General features: G+C 62.0%; 16 protein-coding genes and 1 tRNA gene. 6 read left to right on the top strand and 11 right to left on the bottom strand.

The annotated features are described in order from the left end of the window. Positions 1-56: 56 nt before the first annotated feature. The 4 genes from LGR44_RS20635 to LGR44_RS22085 all read right to left on the bottom strand — a co-directional run bounded on the left by LGR44_RS20635 (position 57) and on the right by LGR44_RS22085 (position 3,578). Positions 57-467, bottom strand: coding sequence for a very short patch repair endonuclease (locus tag LGR44_RS20635; RefSeq protein ID WP_226742602.1), 411 nt, complete (start codon positions 465-467; stop codon positions 57-59). Positions 468-470: 3 nt separating this feature from the next. Beyond that, complete coding sequence (locus tag LGR44_RS20630; protein ID WP_226742601.1) at positions 471-2,237, bottom strand: site-specific integrase; 1,767 nt, start codon at positions 2,235-2,237, stop codon at positions 471-473. A gap of 217 nt (positions 2,238-2,454) precedes the next feature. After that, positions 2,455-3,033, bottom strand: a complete 579-nt coding sequence (locus LGR44_RS20625; RefSeq protein WP_226742600.1) for a DUF6680 family protein — start codon at positions 3,031-3,033, stop codon at positions 2,455-2,457. A 293-nt stretch (positions 3,034-3,326) separates the two neighbouring features. Next, positions 3,327-3,578, bottom strand: coding sequence for a DUF6894 family protein (locus LGR44_RS22085; RefSeq protein WP_404809965.1), 252 nt, complete (start codon positions 3,576-3,578; stop codon positions 3,327-3,329). 129 nt (positions 3,579-3,707) lie between these two features. On the opposite strand from LGR44_RS22085, the gene LGR44_RS20620 reads away from it, so the two are divergent. The 4 genes from LGR44_RS20620 to LGR44_RS20605 all read left to right on the top strand — a co-directional run bounded on the left by LGR44_RS20620 (position 3,708) and on the right by LGR44_RS20605 (position 6,565). Then, positions 3,708-4,376, top strand: coding sequence for a recombinase family protein (locus tag LGR44_RS20620; protein WP_226742599.1), 669 nt, complete (start codon positions 3,708-3,710; stop codon positions 4,374-4,376). Positions 4,377-4,959: 583 nt separating this feature from the next. Beyond that, complete coding sequence (locus tag LGR44_RS20615) at positions 4,960-5,286, top strand: hypothetical protein (RefSeq protein WP_226742598.1); 327 nt, start codon at positions 4,960-4,962, stop codon at positions 5,284-5,286. A gap of 88 nt (positions 5,287-5,374) precedes the next feature. Next, a complete protein-coding gene (locus LGR44_RS20610; protein ID WP_226742597.1) occupies positions 5,375-5,731 on the top strand; it encodes a hypothetical protein in 357 nt (118 codons plus the stop codon). Positions 5,732-6,037: 306 nt separating this feature from the next. Continuing rightward, a complete protein-coding gene (locus tag LGR44_RS20605) occupies positions 6,038-6,565 on the top strand; it encodes a response regulator (RefSeq protein WP_226742596.1) in 528 nt (175 codons plus the stop codon). Positions 6,566-6,796: 231 nt separating this feature from the next. Here LGR44_RS20605 and LGR44_RS20600 read toward each other — a convergent pair whose 3' ends face one another. Together LGR44_RS20600 and LGR44_RS20595 are read right to left on the bottom strand one after the other, a co-directional pair. Further along, positions 6,797-8,038, bottom strand: a complete 1,242-nt coding sequence (locus LGR44_RS20600; protein WP_226742595.1) for a DUF6538 domain-containing protein — start codon at positions 8,036-8,038, stop codon at positions 6,797-6,799. 99 nt (positions 8,039-8,137) lie between these two features. Beyond that, positions 8,138-8,213, bottom strand: a tRNA-Glu gene (locus LGR44_RS20595). A 97-nt stretch (positions 8,214-8,310) separates the two neighbouring features. Here LGR44_RS20595 and LGR44_RS20590 point away from each other — a divergent pair. Together LGR44_RS20590 and rpoH are read left to right on the top strand one after the other, a co-directional pair. Further along, positions 8,311-9,303, top strand: a complete 993-nt coding sequence (locus tag LGR44_RS20590) for an RluA family pseudouridine synthase (RefSeq protein WP_226742594.1) — start codon at positions 8,311-8,313, stop codon at positions 9,301-9,303. A gap of 198 nt (positions 9,304-9,501) precedes the next feature. Then, a complete protein-coding gene (gene rpoH / locus LGR44_RS20585) occupies positions 9,502-10,389 on the top strand; it encodes an RNA polymerase sigma factor RpoH (RefSeq protein ID WP_226742593.1) in 888 nt (295 codons plus the stop codon). A 52-nt stretch (positions 10,390-10,441) separates the two neighbouring features. On the opposite strand, the gene LGR44_RS20580 is transcribed toward rpoH, so the two are convergent. From LGR44_RS20580 to LGR44_RS20560, 5 genes are all read right to left on the bottom strand, one after another. Continuing rightward, entirely contained in the window at positions 10,442-11,653 is a 1,212-nt protein-coding gene (locus LGR44_RS20580; RefSeq protein WP_226742592.1) for a histidine kinase, read from the bottom strand. 34 nt (positions 11,654-11,687) lie between these two features. Further along, positions 11,688-12,980 (bottom strand): adenylosuccinate synthase, encoded by a 1,293-nt coding sequence (locus tag LGR44_RS20575; RefSeq protein WP_226742591.1) that lies wholly within the window; start codon positions 12,978-12,980, stop codon positions 11,688-11,690. A gap of 629 nt (positions 12,981-13,609) precedes the next feature. Then, a complete protein-coding gene (locus tag LGR44_RS20570) occupies positions 13,610-14,377 on the bottom strand; it encodes an ABC transporter ATP-binding protein (RefSeq protein ID WP_226742590.1) in 768 nt (255 codons plus the stop codon). Then, complete coding sequence (locus LGR44_RS20565; protein WP_226742589.1) at positions 14,371-15,435, bottom strand: FecCD family ABC transporter permease; 1,065 nt, start codon at positions 15,433-15,435, stop codon at positions 14,371-14,373. Before LGR44_RS20565 ends, LGR44_RS20570 begins: the two co-directional genes overlap by 7 nt. A 4-nt stretch (positions 15,436-15,439) precedes the next feature. Continuing rightward, complete coding sequence (locus LGR44_RS20560; protein WP_226742588.1) at positions 15,440-16,579, bottom strand: ABC transporter substrate-binding protein; 1,140 nt, start codon at positions 16,577-16,579, stop codon at positions 15,440-15,442. Positions 16,580-16,741: the final 162 nt, after the last annotated feature.

The raw sequence follows: 16,741 nt of genomic DNA, 5'->3' as shown, positions 1-16,741 counted from the left end.
CTCGGCCTATTGAGCCAGATCCTCATTACCGATCCAGGGTTAGGTCGCGTTAAAACTCAGTTATCCAGAAAATCTTTTAGCTTCGCGTCCAAAGCCGGCCCTGGTCGGGCTTCGCATTCCCAGACCACGAGGCTTGACCACCCTATGGCCTGAAGCTTCTCGGCCACATCCCGGTCGCGCTCCGCATTCCGCTGAAGCTTTTCAGTCCAAAACGCTAGGTTGCTCTTCGGCATTCGGTCCCCCAGCTTGCAGGTGTGCCGATGCCAGAAACAGCCATGAACGAAGATCACCTTCTTCCGAGGTCCGAACACGATGTCAGGGCGTCCAGGCAGATCCTTGCGGTGGAGACGATACCGGTAGCCAAGGGCATGAAGCGCGCGCCGAACCACCATCTCAGGGCGGCTGTTCTTCGACCGGACCCTAGCCATTTGCGCGCTGCGGCGCTCGGGGGTCAGTGTGTCTACCACGGGTCACCTGATCTGATCGAAGAGGACGCCCTTGAAGCGTATCTTCGCGATCTCTTCCGCGAGCCTGGGCAGCGGAATACCAGAGTCCCTTCCCCCTACATCATTCTTCCGCTTCCCATATTGAGCGCCAACACCGGAAATGACGTGTCCCACCAGCCTGTCTAGGACGGGCTCCGGCACATGGGATGCGTGCCCGAACCGCTTGAACGTCGCCCTAAAGGAATGAAAAGCCTTCGTTGGGGCATCCACGACGTGCTCCGACAGATACGCCCCGAACCATTCGCCCCACTTGTTCATACGACTGTCCAGCTTTCCTCGATCCTCGAACCCCGGCCAAAGGCTGCCACCATCACCAACTGCCCGCCTTCGCTGTTCAACGAAGTCAAGAAAGCCAAGATCCACGATCTGGGGGTGCAGCGGGGTGTGGCGGATTGAGGATGCGGTTTTTATGGATTTGTCGGCATCCCGATTGAACTGAAAAGTCCAGATTCCTGTCTCAGCGTCCCGCGCGACATCTCGGACGAAGAGTTGAAGCACCTCACCCCGTCGCGCTCCATGGAATAGCGCCACCAGGGGAGCCCACTTCGCCGTGCAGCCCCTGCCCCGCGTGGGCCGAACTCCAGCGGCAAAGACAGGTGACGCCAGCAGCTTATTTAGCTCCGCCTCGGTGAACGGCTCATAGCCATCGTCCTCCATGCCTTCGATGGCGAAGGCCACTTCGAATGGATTCCGCCAATGCAGGCCGTCGAAATAGCCGTCTCTTTCAGCGCGGGAAAGGACCGCCCCAAGAAGGGTTAAGCTTTTATTCAGCGTCTTCGCGCTTCGACTCGGCTGATCAGACAGATCGCGACTAAGCAGCTCCGAAAGGGGCAGACTGGCAAGTGCTGTGGGTAGCCTTCTTGGCACCCTGGCAATTGCGTTCCGGAATTCACGTCCATGAGCGCGGGTGATCGCATCGATGGGAAGGTCCCCATGAAGTTCAATAAACCGCTTGAGAGCGGCCCGCGCTTCCTGAACCGTTGCCTTGGCGGGCTTCTTCACCCCGCGCACGCCTCCACCCGCTGCCCAATGTTCCAGGGCTTCCGAAAGACGCGGAAGGGCTTTCCCGTGATTGGCCGGCCTTGAGGGCACCCCGGCCCCAAACTGCGGATAGGGCTGCGGCTCTGTGGAGGGCAGCGATGCAAATTCCAAGTTCCGCCAGCGCCCCTCGCTTGTCAGGATCTCCCGCCATGCGTCCTGAACCTTATGGTACAGGACCATCCAAGCTGGATGGCTTGGCGTGACGAGCAGCCCTGCGCGAACGGTGATCTCCCGAACCTTGTCGTCAAGGAAACGGTCGCGCCGGTCAGCGTTCGCCCAGAACGCCTTCGGGTCCTCCTGCACGTCCACACCGTCAAGGGTGTTGTTGAATAGCTGAACCTCAGCGTCAAACGCGGCGCGCGCGAGCGGATCAGCCATCACGGCTTGCGCCCGCTCGGAAAGCTCGTGCTCCTTCCATGTCCGCACAAGCCCAACAATCATAGGAACGGTCACGCTTACGTTGGCTTCAGCCTGAGCCCGCTTCGCCTCTGCCTGCTCACGGGCCTGTTGGAACAGCCCCTCGACGCGAGCCGCCACCGCGAGCACGAGCCCCTTGGCCTCCTCAAGCTTCTTCGTCTTGAGACTTTCGGTCCACTCTCGGCCCCTGCCAAAGAAAGGGCGAAGCTCCACCGGAATCGCGCGGCGGAAGATATAGACACCGGTTTTAGGATGACGTTTCAGATAGTTCATTCGAGCGGCCACTTGTAGCACCCGTTTTGTAGCATCGGGAACGTTGCAAGTGCCTGAAAATGAACGATGTCTCTGCGATCCAACGACATTTCCGTTGGATGGCGCTCCCTAGGGGACTCGAACCCCTGTTTTCGCCGTGAGAGGGCGAACCTACAGAAGCCAATGACTGATTTTGCAGGGTTTTTTCAGTCAGCTGTAGGCAAATCCTGTTGGCAACCTACTGGCCGGGGGCAACCCTTCCGTTATCGTCAGAAGTTGTTGAAATCTCACCTTCGTCGCTTGGTGGTGGGTGTGGAACGGGAAGAACTGGCAAGAACCTGTGCCCACTCAACAGATCACGCAGCAATAGCCGAGTTTCTCGGTTCAGTTGCTCCTCATCGGCCCAGCCTTGTGGAGCATACGCCCCTCGAAGGATCGCCAGTTGCTCAATCGGAACTCCCAACACCCTCGACATAGCCGACAGGAGATAAGCGATTGCGAGTTCAGCTTTCTCGTTGATTTGGCGGATGGCTTCTTGGTCCTTTGAGCGCCAAGACGAGTCGCTGAAAATCGCCATCAGGTCGGCGTACCGAGAGATAACGGCCTGATCCGAATGGAAGTGGACCGGAACTAGATTAAGCGATCCTACGAACTCAATCGCTGTCGGACTACGGCGCGACCGCATCATGTTCGAGAATAACTCCATGCGGTTGCGCTTATGACTGTCCCGAGCTTGTGCCCAGAGAGTAATCCCAACTGCAACGATTGGACCAACAAAGGTCGCAATGACAACAGCCCAGTCAACCCCGGCAAACATCTTTGGAAACTCTCAAGTAGCTACTTCGGGACGAGAGTCATTTAATACGCGATTAACGATGAGTGCGCCCTAGCAATCCCCAACTATGGTTAAGCGTAGGGTCCGGATCTTTTTGGGGCAAAAATCTGAAACCCCATAGCTACGCAGCGTCTGGGCCGCGCCCCCGGTACCCCCTGGGTTGCCATGCCTCTTCCGGTACGGAGGGGCCACCCTAGACGACCTCGGCTAGGCTCCCGGCCCCTATCTACCTGACGCATCACGACGGGCGCCCTTGAGTGACCCGGCTGGGATTGTCATGGCTGACGGAAGCGCGGTGGTAATGCCTCAATGAACGGGATCGTCAATAGCTCCTGGACGGCCTCGTCTGTGATTACCAGGACATCGTCTAACCCATCACCGTCCCCACGCCTGACACCTTCCGCAAGAACGTCCCGGATGCCCTGGATGGCCTGCACCTGGGCGGCGTCGAGGTCGGGAAGGTCAACTCCTTCGGGATCTTGAATGAGTTGCTTGCCCTGTCGAATGTGACAGTAGTAGCGAGGCATACCGGCCAACGGCGGCAGTTCCAGCTTGTTCCTCCGCTCTCCCTTACCGTATCGTTACGTTCACAACGTACGTTGACGTTTGATACGGACTGCCTTACTCTTCTCGAACGCGTTGAAGAGGAGCGGCTTATGCACCGTTACGTTACTTATCGGCGTGTTTCGACGGAGGACCAGGGCAAGAGCGGCCTCGGCCTTGAGGCACAGACCAGAGACATCGCCCTCTATCTCGACACCTATTCCCCAGAGCCTTGGGAGGTGATCGGAGAGTTCATTGAGATTGAGAGCGGAGCGAACGGAGACAGGCCCGAGCTTCGGAAGGCTATCGACCTTGCCAAGAAGGCTGGAGCCACCCTCCTCGTCTCTAAGCTCGACAGACTGTCCCGCAAGGTCGCTTTCATCGCGTCCCTCATGGACGATCCCAAGCTGTCCTTCCGGGTCGCGTCGATGCCCTATGCTGACAAGTTCCAACTGCACATCTATGCGGCCCTCGCGGAACAGGAGCGGGACTTCATCTCAAAGCGGACCAAAGCTGCATTGAGGGAGGCGAAGGCTCGGGGGCAGAAGCTCGGGGGACTTCGGGACAAGACGATGAAGCGCAATGAGGTCTTGAAGGTTAATGCCAATGCAAGAGCCAAAAAGCTGGAGGGCATCGTCCTCCCATTGAAGGAGGCAAACGCCAGCCTCAGAGAGATTGCGGAGGCCCTGAACAGCGCAGGGTTGGAAACCCCGAGAGGTGGACAGTGGCACCCGACCAGCGTCGCTCGGCTTCTTGAGAGGCTGGATCAGATCAGCCGGTAGGAGTGCAGTACGTCTACACCGGAGCTAGGCCCACTTCCAAGGAGACGCCATAGGTGCAGTCACTGCACTTTTCATCGGTGCAGTGGGCGTCCTCAAAAGTGCAGTGGTGCTGCACCTTCATTGCCGCCCTCCATCAGAGAGGAGGGGAGGAAAAGTGCAGCGGCACTGCACCGACATTCTCACTCACCCTTAGAGGAAAAACGGCTAACCCAAGCCGAAAGACGGAGACCATCACTGAGGACAGGGGCAGTGAAGGGTTGATGATGTCATGGGGACTACAGGGGGAACTGAGGGTTACTGAAGTTTCCCTTTGCATGTTTCCTTGAGTGGATCACCACCTCTTCTTCCCCTCAGCAATCTCCTCTCTGAAGTCTTCATTGAAGGAGGAGAAGAAGGGTTGATGTAAGTCTCCCTACTTCAAAGGTTTACATGCACCTTCAGGGGGATCTGAAGTGCATCCCATCCACCTATTGCCAGTCTTCCCCTTCACAGGCTGTCTCTCCCGCCGTGAGAGGCAGGCACTTCGCCTCAATCTTTCAATCCTCTGTCTTTCTGCATCCGTTCAATCGACACTCATAGAGCAATGACCATCAAACCCCTTCGCACCCCTATCAGGACAACTGATCGGGACGGTAAGGCGGTCCTTCTCATTCCCCTCGCGAACAGCGACAAACTCGCCAAGGTGTTCCCCGAGGATTACGACCGTCTCATCGCCCAAGGCTATAGCCCGAACTGGTGTTGGAACGTCCGCACCGTGAAAGTGTCGGACTGGAAGCACAACACCCCGAGAGTGGCCCGTCTCATCATGAATGTCGAAGGCCCTGCCTTTCACGTCAGGCACCGAGACGGAGACCCGCTGAACATCCGGCGGGACAACCTCATCGTGAAGACCGTCAAGACACGCCAATAGCCACAACGATCACTGTTGTGCCTTTCACGCCCCCGTTAAGGACCACTCGCCGGGCGCTTTGTTCATCCCATCAGGAAACTCAGTAGCAATGACCATCAACATCACCGTCCAGCCTATAGGCGACGGACACTTTCGCGCTTACCTTGGGGACCGTCCTCTCGGTAGGGCAACCTCGACGCCCTTCTTCTCCGCCGCTCGGGCTCTTCTCTCTGACGGCGTCTCACCCGATACGGTCCTCACCATGACACATGAGGGGTCCTCTATCGTCTCCCTTCGCTCCACCGTCGGGGAAGCTGCAAAGCTCACAGTGACGGAGGAGGATAAGAAGGGACTGCGGATCAAAAAGTATCGTGCCCCTACCTTTGACCAGTATCAGGAAGGGGGGAGTATGGGAGGCTGCACGGCAGTCGAGAACATTGCCGCTAGGATACCCCTGGCAGCATAGACGTTCGCATTAAAGATTGCTTCGCCTCCACCAAGAACAGTCGGTTATCCTCTGCTTGGTATCTAGATCAGCCACAAACGTATAACGTTTCCCACGCTGAACCTCGCCCGCTTACCGGTGGCATTTACTGATAAGCAATCTCAGCATAGCGCATAAGTCGCAGCGCCTTTGCGCTATCAAGCTATGAGATTGGGCAGTATAAGGGGTTTCAGCCGCCGCTTTTCTTCCGGCAGGCTTTGGCTTATGCCACCCAGTCCTGAGCGCCCTGGCACTCCAGTCTGAGTGCACCGAGGCGCAGAGGACAGGATGAGCAACGACTCTCGATCAACCATTATCCTAGTCGTGGAAGATGAGGCCCTGGTGCGGATGCTGGCATCCGACATCCTCACCGAAGACGGCGGATACCGGGTCATCGAGGCCGTCAACGCAGACGAGGCCCTGACCCTACTGGAAGCTCGGCACGACGTGCGCCTCGTCTTCACCGATGTGGACATGCCAGGCACCATGAACGGCTTTGCCTTGGCCCGCGCCATCGACTTGCGCTTTCCTAGCATAGAGGTCATCGTCACCTCAGGCCGGAAGATGCCAGGAGTTGGAGAGTTGCCAGAGGGCATACCGTTTCTGCCCAAGCCATACGCGTCCTCCGCCCTCATCCAGGCAGTCAGGAAGGCCCTCCGAGAGACTGGTGAGCTTATGGCGGCAGAACATTCAGACGCTCCGCCTGCTAAACCCACTTCTCCTGTTCTCCCGAATGGTCTCAAGATCAACCAACCTCATACCGGCGTTGGGACTACAGGCGGCCTCGCACAGCCCCTTCCTGAGCCTTCGGAATAGAGTTCTTGGACGATAAGCAGATAGTGTTGTCTGTAAGCCTTACCCCCGCCGCTGTCGAGGACAGCCTACCCCCAGTCACTTCTGATCTTGGAGGGGGGAGTATCGGGAGCTACAGGCCGATCAAGAGGCTGCCTAGTGGGGTAATAGCGCGAACGTAAAGACGCACCCTGCTACCCCTAATACTTAGGCCCTCCTAACCCACCAGGCCCGAAGGCCGCCAGTGACGGCTTCTCATACTGGATGCTTCACCATTTCCACCCAATGCAGAAGTTGCTTGGCCTCCCGACCCTGAGAATAGATCTTGTATGTCAATCCAAGAGGAGAATGGCCAAGCAATCTGGCAGCGATGGCCTCAGGGCAATCGGCTCGCTCTAGGGCGGTGGTGAAGGCTTTCCGTAGGGAGTGGAAAGTCTTGCCCTTAGGCATCTTGATCTTCCTCATGGCCCGTCCAAAGCGCACGGACAGGACATCAGCCTTAGCACCGGGAGGGACATGGATGTCCTTCAGTCTTGGGTGAACAGGAACAACGCGAGCAGCGTTCCCGGTTTTTCCCTTCATAAGGACATAACACTCGATGCCGTGGAGGTTTTTACGCTCTGCCCTAATGCACTCATCCAGACGGAAGCCTGTATAGATCGAGACGAGAAAGACGGCCCTTAGCTCCTCATCGTTCTCGATGGCATGAAAGGCACGAACCAACTCCCCATCATTGAAGAACCCATAGCTTTCCGATGATCTACCCTTAACATCGGCGTCCTGCTGCAACTCATGGAATGGGTTTGCTGGCCTCTCGTCCATCTCTCTGTGTGACCACCGCCACAGATTATAGAGGACCGTAACGTAACGCTTGATTGTATCCCGAGATTTGCCCTCTGCAACCTCGTTGAGCCAGTTCAAGGCGACCTTACGGGTGATCCCCCTGAGGGGCCTGTTCCCATGAGAGGCAATCCACAGCTTAACAGCCGTCCGATAGTTCGCCTCTGTCGTCCGGGAGCCTTTTGGGTTCTTGCTGAGATAGTCTTCGAGGACTTCGGAGACAGTGGGAATACCCTGCACATGGTCCCCGACTGCCTTGAATAGCTCCCTCGGAGCCCCTGTCTCCTCCAACTGGTCGACAAGTCTCTCAAGATCGGGATTTAGCATCTCCTCCCCGTCGAAGGCATTGACCACATAGGCAGGCCCTATCTCGTCTCTCAGCTTGGCTCTGAAGGTCTCGTAGCCGGCTGAGTGGTCGAGCGGCTTTCTGCGCTCCCCCTCCCCTACCTCGCGGGCAATCCTCGCCTTGGCCCATGAGACAACCTCCCACCGCCTCTCCCTGGCCTCCCTGATGTCGGAGGTCTCAAGGGACTTACGGAGGTAGGGGCCGAGCTTGGGCCTCAGCTTGTTAGGAACCGGGACGCGGGCATACCATCTGGACCCGATCCGTTGGAGATAGAGGGTATCTGATTTGGGGGTTGGGCGTTTGGTCGGCATGGCTCATGCATAGGCATGGATAGGCTTTGCTATCGAACCATCGAGGCGACCTGTAGGCAAGACCTGTAGGCAACAAAAGCCTTGATTTGCCTGAAACCTTGGCGCTCCCTAGGGGACTCGAACCCCTGTTTTCGCCGTGAGAGGGCGACGTCCTAGACCGCTAGACGAAGGGAGCTAGCGCGGTAGAGGCCGCTCGTATAACCACCCTTGCGGAACCCTTCAAGTCCTTTTCCCGAAAAATCGGCAAAAGGTTTGCGACAAGTGAGGATGCGGTGAGCGGCGAGACGCAGCGAGAATGGACTCTGGACGACACGACGGCTCCCGATCGCCTCGACCGGGTGATGGCCCAGCTCTGGAGCGATCTGTCCCGAAGCCGCCTTCAGGCTCTCATCCGGGAGGGCCAGGTCACCGTGGACGGCGCCCCCGCGTTGGATCCGAGCCGCAAGGTGGCCGCGGGCGCCCGCATCGCCCTGGTGGTGCCGCCGCCGGTCCCGGCGGAGCCCGCCGGCGAGGCCATCGCGCTCGCGATCGTATACGAGGACGACGACCTCATCGTGATCGACAAGCCGGCCGGTCTCGTCGTGCACCCTGCCGCGGGCCACGAATCGGGCACCCTGGTCAACGCCCTCATCGCCCATTGCGGGGAGAGCCTGTCGGGGATCGGCGGCGTGAAGCGGCCGGGCATCGTGCACCGGCTCGACAAGGACACGTCCGGTCTCCTGGTCATCGCCAAGAACGACCGCGCCCATCAGGGGCTCGCGGCCCAGTTCGCCGACCACGGGCGCTCAGGCCCGCTGGAGCGCGCCTATCTGGCCCTCGTCTGGGGCGTTCCGGAGCGGCAGCGCGGCACCGTCGAGGCAGCCCTGGCGCGCAGCCTGCACAACCGGGAGAAAATCGCCGTGGTCCTCGAGGAACGCGGCCGCTATGCCATCACTCACTATGAATTGATCGAGGCCCTGCCGCCGAAGGAGGCCCTGGCGAGCCTCGTCCGCTGCGAGCTGGAGACCGGCCGCACCCATCAGATCCGCGTGCATATGGCCCATATCGGCCACCCGCTCCTGGGGGACCTCGTCTACGGCTCGGGCTTCAAGACCAAGGCCAACCGCCTCGCGGAGACGCAGCAGGCGGCGCTGAAAACCTTGGGAAGACAGGCCCTTCATGCGGCAGTGCTCGGTTTCGAGCATCCCCGGACAGGGGAGTTCCTGCAGTTCGAGAGCCCGCTGCCCGAGGACATGGCCGCGCTTCTCGCGGCGCTTCGCGGGTAATGATCGGCGTCAATGCGTCGCAAATTCGGGATGGGTCGGCACCCTTGCACTCTTCATGCGTTGACCACGTCTTGAAGCCTGAACGCCTCTATTCGGACAAGTTGAGACCGCTTATATAGGAAAAAGGGCGGCCAGCCGGTTGAGGGGGCCGCCTCAGGCTTGCCTCGGTTGAGAGGGAGCCAGAAGAGGAGATTGACTATGGCTGCAGCGCTACCCGTGCTTGCCAACGAAGGGGGCCTTTCGCGCTATCTCGACGAGATTCGTCGCTTCCCCATGCTGGAACCGCATGAGGAGTACATGCTCGCCAAACGCTGGCGCGAGCATGGAGACCGCGAAGCCGCCCACAAGCTCGTGACATCCCATCTGCGTCTGGTCGCCAAGATCGCCATGGGCTATCGCGGCTATGGCCTGCCGATCAGCGAGGTCGTGTCCGAAGGCAATGTCGGCCTGATGCAGGCCGTCAAACGCTTCGAGCCCGACAAGGGCTTCCGCCTCGCCACATATGCCATGTGGTGGATCAAGGCGGCAATTCAAGAATACATCCTGCGTTCGTGGTCCCTCGTGAAGATGGGCACCACCGCAAACCAGAAGAAGCTGTTCTTCAACCTGCGCAAGGCCAAGGGCCGCATCTCCGCCCTCGAGGAGGGCGATCTGCACCCGGATCAGGTGAAGCAGATCGCGACCCAGCTGGGCGTGAACGAGCAGGACGTGATCGACATGAACCGCCGCCTCGGCGGCGACGCCTCGCTGAACGCGCCCCTGCGCGAGGAAGGCGAGGGAGAATGGCAGGACTGGCTGGTCGATGCGGGCCAGAGCCAGGAACAGGTCCTTGTCGAGGAGGAGGAAGGCCAGAACCGGCTCACCGCCCTCCGGAACGCCCTGTCGGTGCTCAATCCGCGCGAGCGCAGGATCTTCGAGGCCCGGCGCCTGTCGGACGATCCCATTACCCTGGAAGACCTGTCGACGGAGTTCGGCGTCTCCCGGGAGCGCGTCCGCCAGATCGAGGTTCGCGCCTTCGAGAAGGTCCAGGAGGCGGTGAAGAAGAACCTGGCCCAGATCGAGACCTCGGCGGAGGCCACGGCCTGAGCCCAGGAAGGACGACGTTCATGAAAAAAGCCGCGGACCCGCCGCGGCTTTTTTATTGCCACTGCGTGAAGGCCTCGTTCATGACCCGCTCGCCGGTGGGTCCCTTTTCGAAGCTCAGGATCGCGCGCTGCCCCGAGGCCATGCGCACGGGCAGGTCGATCCAGTTGCGGCGCACGAACAGCTCGGTGTTGCGCTCGATGTCGCCCGGCAGGTTCGAGAGCCCGATCAGGAACAGGTTCTCGCGGACCGGCACGGGAAGCCCGGCAATGGGGGTGCCGCGGGCCGCCTCCTCGTTCTTGAACTGAAGCAGGCCGACGTCACGAATCACCCGTCCGCTCTCGCCCGCCCGGGTCGTGAAGGTGAGCTCGACCGTATGCGAGGCAGGCAGGGTGGAATCCAGGTTGCGGCGAAGGACCATGCGCATGCTCAGGCCCGCATCCGGCACCTCGACATTGGCCGTCACGGCTTTTTCCAGGGCCTGCCCCTGGCCCGGATTCACGTCCTCGAGCCGCCATACGACACGGCCGACCTGGGCCTTCGGCGTCTGCGGATTGGCAGGGTCCTCCTCATAGAAGACGGCGCGCTGGGCGACGCCGATCTCCTGGCGCGGCGCGTCGGCCGCCGGCGCGTTCGTTGCCGGCGGAGCCTGCCCTCCCCCGACCCGCTCGTTGATCTTGCCTGCGTCGGGCGCCGGCTCCTGGGGCGCTGCCGCAACGGGAGTCTGGGCCGGAAGGTCCTCGGGCCTGTCCCGCCAGAGGAACGCGAAGGCCGCGATGGCGGCGATCGCCAGCGCCAGAACCGCGCCGAGAACGATCGTCCGCGTGCGCTTGTTGTTCTGCATGCCCGGATGCGGACGGCTCTCGACGCGCGGTCGCGCGGTCGCAGCCTCCTCGTAGGCGTGGTCGGGGGCCTCGTCATCGGCCCCGTCGTCATGGAACGGGCCCCGGTGGCCCGCATCGGCACGGCCGGGAACGTCGTCCGACGGCAGGCGGGCACTCTGGCGAAGGACCGGAGCCGCGGCTGCCTGCGGCATCGGGCTCGATGCCGGAGCCTCCGCAGCATACTCGGACTCGATCCGGCGGATGGCCTCGTCGAGGGAAATCCGCTCCTGGTGGATTTCGTCTTCCGTGAGGGGCGGATCGAGCGTGCGCAGCTGTCCGATCAGGGCGGAGCGCGCGCGCTCGTAGACGGCGCGGCGCATCTCCGGCGACGGATCGGACAAGCCTTCGACAGCGCGGGCTATGAGGGGATAGTAATCAGCCATTGCGCTCTTGGGATGGCCCGGAGCGGGCGCCTCGTCAACCCTCAAACGGGTTCTTCATGAGGATTGTATCGTCACGCTCCGGCGAAGTGGACAGAACGGCCACCGGCGCACCGATGAGCTCCTCCACGCGGCGCACGTATTTGATCGCCTGCGCGGGCAGATCGGCCCAGGAGCGCGCTCCCGCGGTCGATCCGCTCCAGCCTTCCATCTCTTCGTAGATCGGCTCGACGCGTCCTTGAGCGCCCTGGCTCGCCGGGAAATAGTCGATGGTCTGGCCGTCGAGGCGATAGCCCACGCCGATCTTGATCGTCTCGAATCCGTCGAGGATGTCGAGCTTGGTGAGCGCGATTCCGTCGATGCCCGAGGTGCGGACCGTCTGGCGCACCAGGGTCGCGTCGAACCAGCCGCAGCGGCGCTTGCGGCCCGTGACGACGCCGAATTCCTTGCCCTTCTGGCCGATCAGCTCGCCGGTCTCGTCGAACAATTCCGTTGGGAAAGGCCCCTCGCCCACGCGGGTCGTGTAGGCCTTGGCGATGCCCAGCACGTAGCCCACGGCGCCCGGCCCGAGGCCCGAGCCCGTGGCGGCCTGGCCGGCGACGGTGTTGGACGACGTGACGAAGGGATAGGTGCCGTGATCCACATCGAGCAGCGCACCCTGGGCGCCTTCGAACAGGATGCGCTTGCCGGAACGGCGCTGCTCGTCGAGCAGGCGCCACACCGCGTCCATGTAGGGCAGCACCTTCGGGGCGACGGAGGACAGCTCCTCGTAGATCGCGTCGGGGGAGAATTCCTCGAGGCCGAAGCCGCGGCGAAGGGCGTTGTGGTGCGTGAGCAGCCGGTCGATCTTGTCCCGCAGGGAGGACAGGTCGGCAAGGTCCATCAGGCGGATGGCGCGGCGCCCGGCCTTGTCCTCGTAGGCGGGTCCGATGCCGCGCTTGGTGGTGCCGATCTTGGTGCCGGCGCTGCCGCTTTCGCGCAGGGCGTCGAGCTCGCGGTGGATCGACAGGATCAGCGTGGCGTTCTCGGCGACGCGCAGGTTGTCCCGGCTGATGGAGACGCCCTGCTCGGCCAGGCGCTCAACCTCCCCCGCGAGGGCATGGGGATCGAGCACGACGCCGTTGCCGATGACCGAGAGCTTGTTGGGGCGCACCACGCCGGACGGCAGGAGCGAGAGCTTGTAGACCTTGTCGCCGATGACCAGCGTATGGCCGGCATTGTGCCCGCCCTGGAACCGCACGACCACGTCCGCCTGTTCGGACAGCCAATCGACGATCTTGCCCTTGCCCTCGTCGCCCCACTGGGCGCCTACGACAACCACGTTCGCCATTGCTCAAGCCTCACATGAAAAAGCCCTGGCGCAAGGCCAGGGCTGGGGAAAAACCTTGCAAACCCTCATGGTGGATCAATGCCGGGAGGTCAAGAACCAACACGCTTTTTCCGCCCGCCAATCCCAAGATGCATCACGTTCCACAAGGACCGGCGCAAAGGTATGGCAACGGGCGCGCGTAATCGGGCTGCGGGCCGAAAGTGGCGCGCGGCCTTGTGGCAGTCGAGGGGTCGCGAGGAGCGAACCGGCTCGAAGGGTGGTGGTGGAGAGGGAAGAGCCGGATGGCCCCTCGCGCACGGTTCTTTTCAGGCGTTCAGGCGGCGCTGGTCCGTGAACGGCCGCAGGCGAACGCCGCACGCCTGGTGCGGCCGGGCCTGCGACCCGCTCCGGCCCCAGGGCTTGTGCCTGGGCCTCCTGCCGCAGGAGGGTGCGTTCCCCTCCGGCGCAGGACCATGTCCGGTCCCACAATCACGACGCCTCGCGAGCGCGCCCCTCGGTGGACCGGACACGAACGATATAGCTTAGCTTGGCGCGAGTGTCAAGAACAAAGCGGGAACATAGCGCGAGCAAGATGACGGCGGCGTGGCGCTCCTTCACATCCGCGCACCGTGGCAGGACGCCGGATCGGGTCAATGGACGATGGGACCGTCGATGATGACCTGGGCGCAGAGGCGGGAGCAGCGCTCGATCCGGCCGTCGACCTTGTAGATGTCCCGGAGAAGGTCGGGCGTGATGACCGCCTCGGCGGGGCCGCACTTCACCATCGTGCCGGCATCGATCACCAGGACGCGGTCGGCCACGCGCAGGACTTGGTTGAGATCGTGGACCGCCAGGACGACGCAGATCTCGTGCTTCCGCGCCAGCGCGCGGATGAGCGCCAGCACCTCGACCTGGCGGTGGAGATCGAGGGCGCTCGTCGGCTCGTCCAGGAGCAGGATCTTCGGCTGCCGCACCAGCGTCTGGGCCAGGGACACCAGCTGCCGCTGGCCGCCGCTGAGCTCGCACAATCCCCTGAAGGCGATGGGTTCGATCCGCAGGGCCGCGAGAACCTCGTCCACGGCTTCGAGATCGCCGTCGCTGACCCGGTGCTCTCCGCCCTGCTTGCGCGCCAGGAGGATCGATTCGTAGACGGTGAGCACGGTGTTCACCGACGTGTCCTGTGGCATGTAGCAGACGGCCCGGGACGCGGACCGTCCCGCGAGGCCGCCGATGGCGATGTCTCCCGGCCCGCCGAGAAGCCCCGCGATGCGCCGGAACAGGCTCGACTTGCCAGCGGCGTTCGGCCCGATCACCGCCGTCACCTCGCCGCCCTTCATGACCGGCGTCGTGATGCCCGAGAGCACCTCCAGCTTGCCGTAGCGCACACCGACCTGGTTGAGCTGCAACGTGGCTACCATGCCTGTCTCCGGTTGGTCATGATCAGGCTGAAGAGAAACGGCACGCCGACCAGCGCCGTGATGATGCCGATGGGAATGATGCTGCCGGGAATGAGCGACTTGCTGATCACGGACGTCAGCGACAGCATCGCGGCCCCCGAGAGGGCGGAAGCCGGCAGGAAGAAGCGCTGGTCCTCCCCGATCATCATGCGGGCGATGTGAGGGCCGACGAGGCCGACGAATCCGATGGTGCCGACGAAGGCCACGGGCACCGCGGCGAGCACGCTGACGATCAGCATCGTCTCGAGCCTGAGCCAGCGCACGTTCACGCCGAAGCTCGCGGCCTTGTCCTCGCCCAGGCGCAGGGCCGTCAGGGCCCAGGCGCGGCGGAAGAAGAGCGGAAGGGCGACGGCGAGGATGGCCGTGGTGATGGCCAGCTTCGGCCAGGTCGCCCGGGTGAGGCTGCCCATGGTCCAGAACACGACGGCCGCCAGCGCCTGCTCCGAGGCGAGAAACTGCACCAGCGCCAGAAGGGCGTTGAAGGTGAAGACCAGGGTGATGCCCAGCAGGACGATCGTCTCGACGGTGACGCCGCGCCTCTGGCTCATCAGGTGAATGAACAGGGCCGCCCCCATGGCCATGAGCAGGGCGTTGATCGACACCACGTATTCGATGGCGAAGGGCAGCAGGCCCACTCCGAACACGAGCGCGAGCGAGGCGCCGAAGCTGGCGGCCGCCGAGATGCCGAGGGTGAAGGGGCTGGCGAGCGGATTGTTCAGGATCGTCTGCATCTGCGCGCCCGCGGCCGAGAGGGCGGCGCCGACCACCACCGCCATCAGGGCGACCGGCATCCGGATATCCCAGATCACGACGCTGACCTGGTGCGACACCTCCGACGACCCGGCGAGCGCGAGCACGACCTCCCGCATGCCGTAGCGGGCCGGCCCCAGGCCGAGATCGGCGATGACCGAGAGGATCAGGACGGCCGCGAGCGCGAGGAGCAGGAGCTTCTTGCGCTGCACGAGGGCGCGGTAGACACCGCGCCCTGTCTGTGCCGGAACGGATGCCGCGTGAGTCAAGAACCTATTCCTTGTCCGCCAGGGAGACCCAGTAGCCCGGCTTGTAGGCCACCGGCAGGAAGCGCTCGTAGAGGGTGCGCATCGTCTGGTCCGGGTCGAGGCCCTCGAAAAGCTCCGGGTGCAGCCACTTGGCCATCTGCTGGATGGCGACGAACTGATACGGGCTGTTGTAGAACTGGTGCCAGATGGCATGGACCTGGCCGTTCTGCACCGCCTTCACGCCGGTAAAGGCGGGACGCTTCATGAGATCCGCCAGCTTGGCGCGGGCCTTCGCCTTGTCGGCGCCGGAGCCGACGCCGACCCACTTTCCGCCGGGCACGTACAGCTCCCAGTTCGAGCCGGTGGCGATCACGTGGTCCGGGTTGGACGCGATGATCTGCTCCGGGTTCACGACGCCGAAGGTGCCGGGGATGATCTTGGCCGCGAGATTGATGCCGCCGGCCATCTCGACCATCTTGCCGAAATTCTCGTTGCCGAAGGACATGCAGCAATCGTCGGTGTAGCCGGCAGCGCGCTCCATCATCACGAGCGGCTTTGCCGGATTGGCTTTCGCGAGGCGCTCCGTGACGCGCTCGATCTGCTCCTTGCGGAAGGCGATGAACTCCTCCGCCCGGGCCTCCTTGCCAAACAGCTTGCCGATCAGCCGCATGCTCGGTTCGGTGTTCTCGAACGGCTTGTCGCGGAAGTCCACGAAGACGACCGGGATGCCGACCTTGGCGAGCTTCTCGATGAGCTTCGCGTCGTCCGTCGCGGTCTTCGCCTCCACGTTCATGATCATGACGTCGGGGGCGAGCGCCACGGCCTGCTCGATGTCGAACGTGCCTTCCTTCGTACCGCCGAAGGTGGGGAGCTTTGCGATGTCGGGGTACTTGGCGAGGTAGTCCTTGTAGCCGTCGAGGTCCGCCTTCTCGAAATCGTCGCGCCAGCCGACGACGCGCTTGAAGGGGTCCTCGCCGTCCAGGGCCGCCACGAAGTAGATCTGCCGCCCCTCGCCGAGGATCACTTTGTCGACAGGCGCTTTGACCTCGACCTTCCGGCCGGCGATGTCGGTGACGGTGATCTTCGTGTCCGCCGCCGTCGAGGGGGTGGGCAGGAGACCGACGAGCGCCAGGGCGGCGCAAAGGGCCAGTTTGGGAAGCTGCATGATGAACCTCGCATCAAGAGGAAAAGCGGCTCGTCCCTATGCCCGCAATGAAAGTATATCAAGAAATATCTTTTAGAACTTCTATAACAAACAATAGATTTTACCTAGTTTAGAAATAGTCTATTCTACAGTTTAGAACATCTATAATTTGACGAGTACCGA

The sequence above is a fragment of the Microvirga lenta genome (genome assembly GCF_020532555.1).
In the GTDB taxonomy this organism is placed as follows: domain Bacteria; phylum Pseudomonadota; class Alphaproteobacteria; order Rhizobiales; family Beijerinckiaceae; genus Microvirga; species Microvirga lenta.
This window is presented reverse-complemented; position numbering and strand designations above follow the sequence as displayed.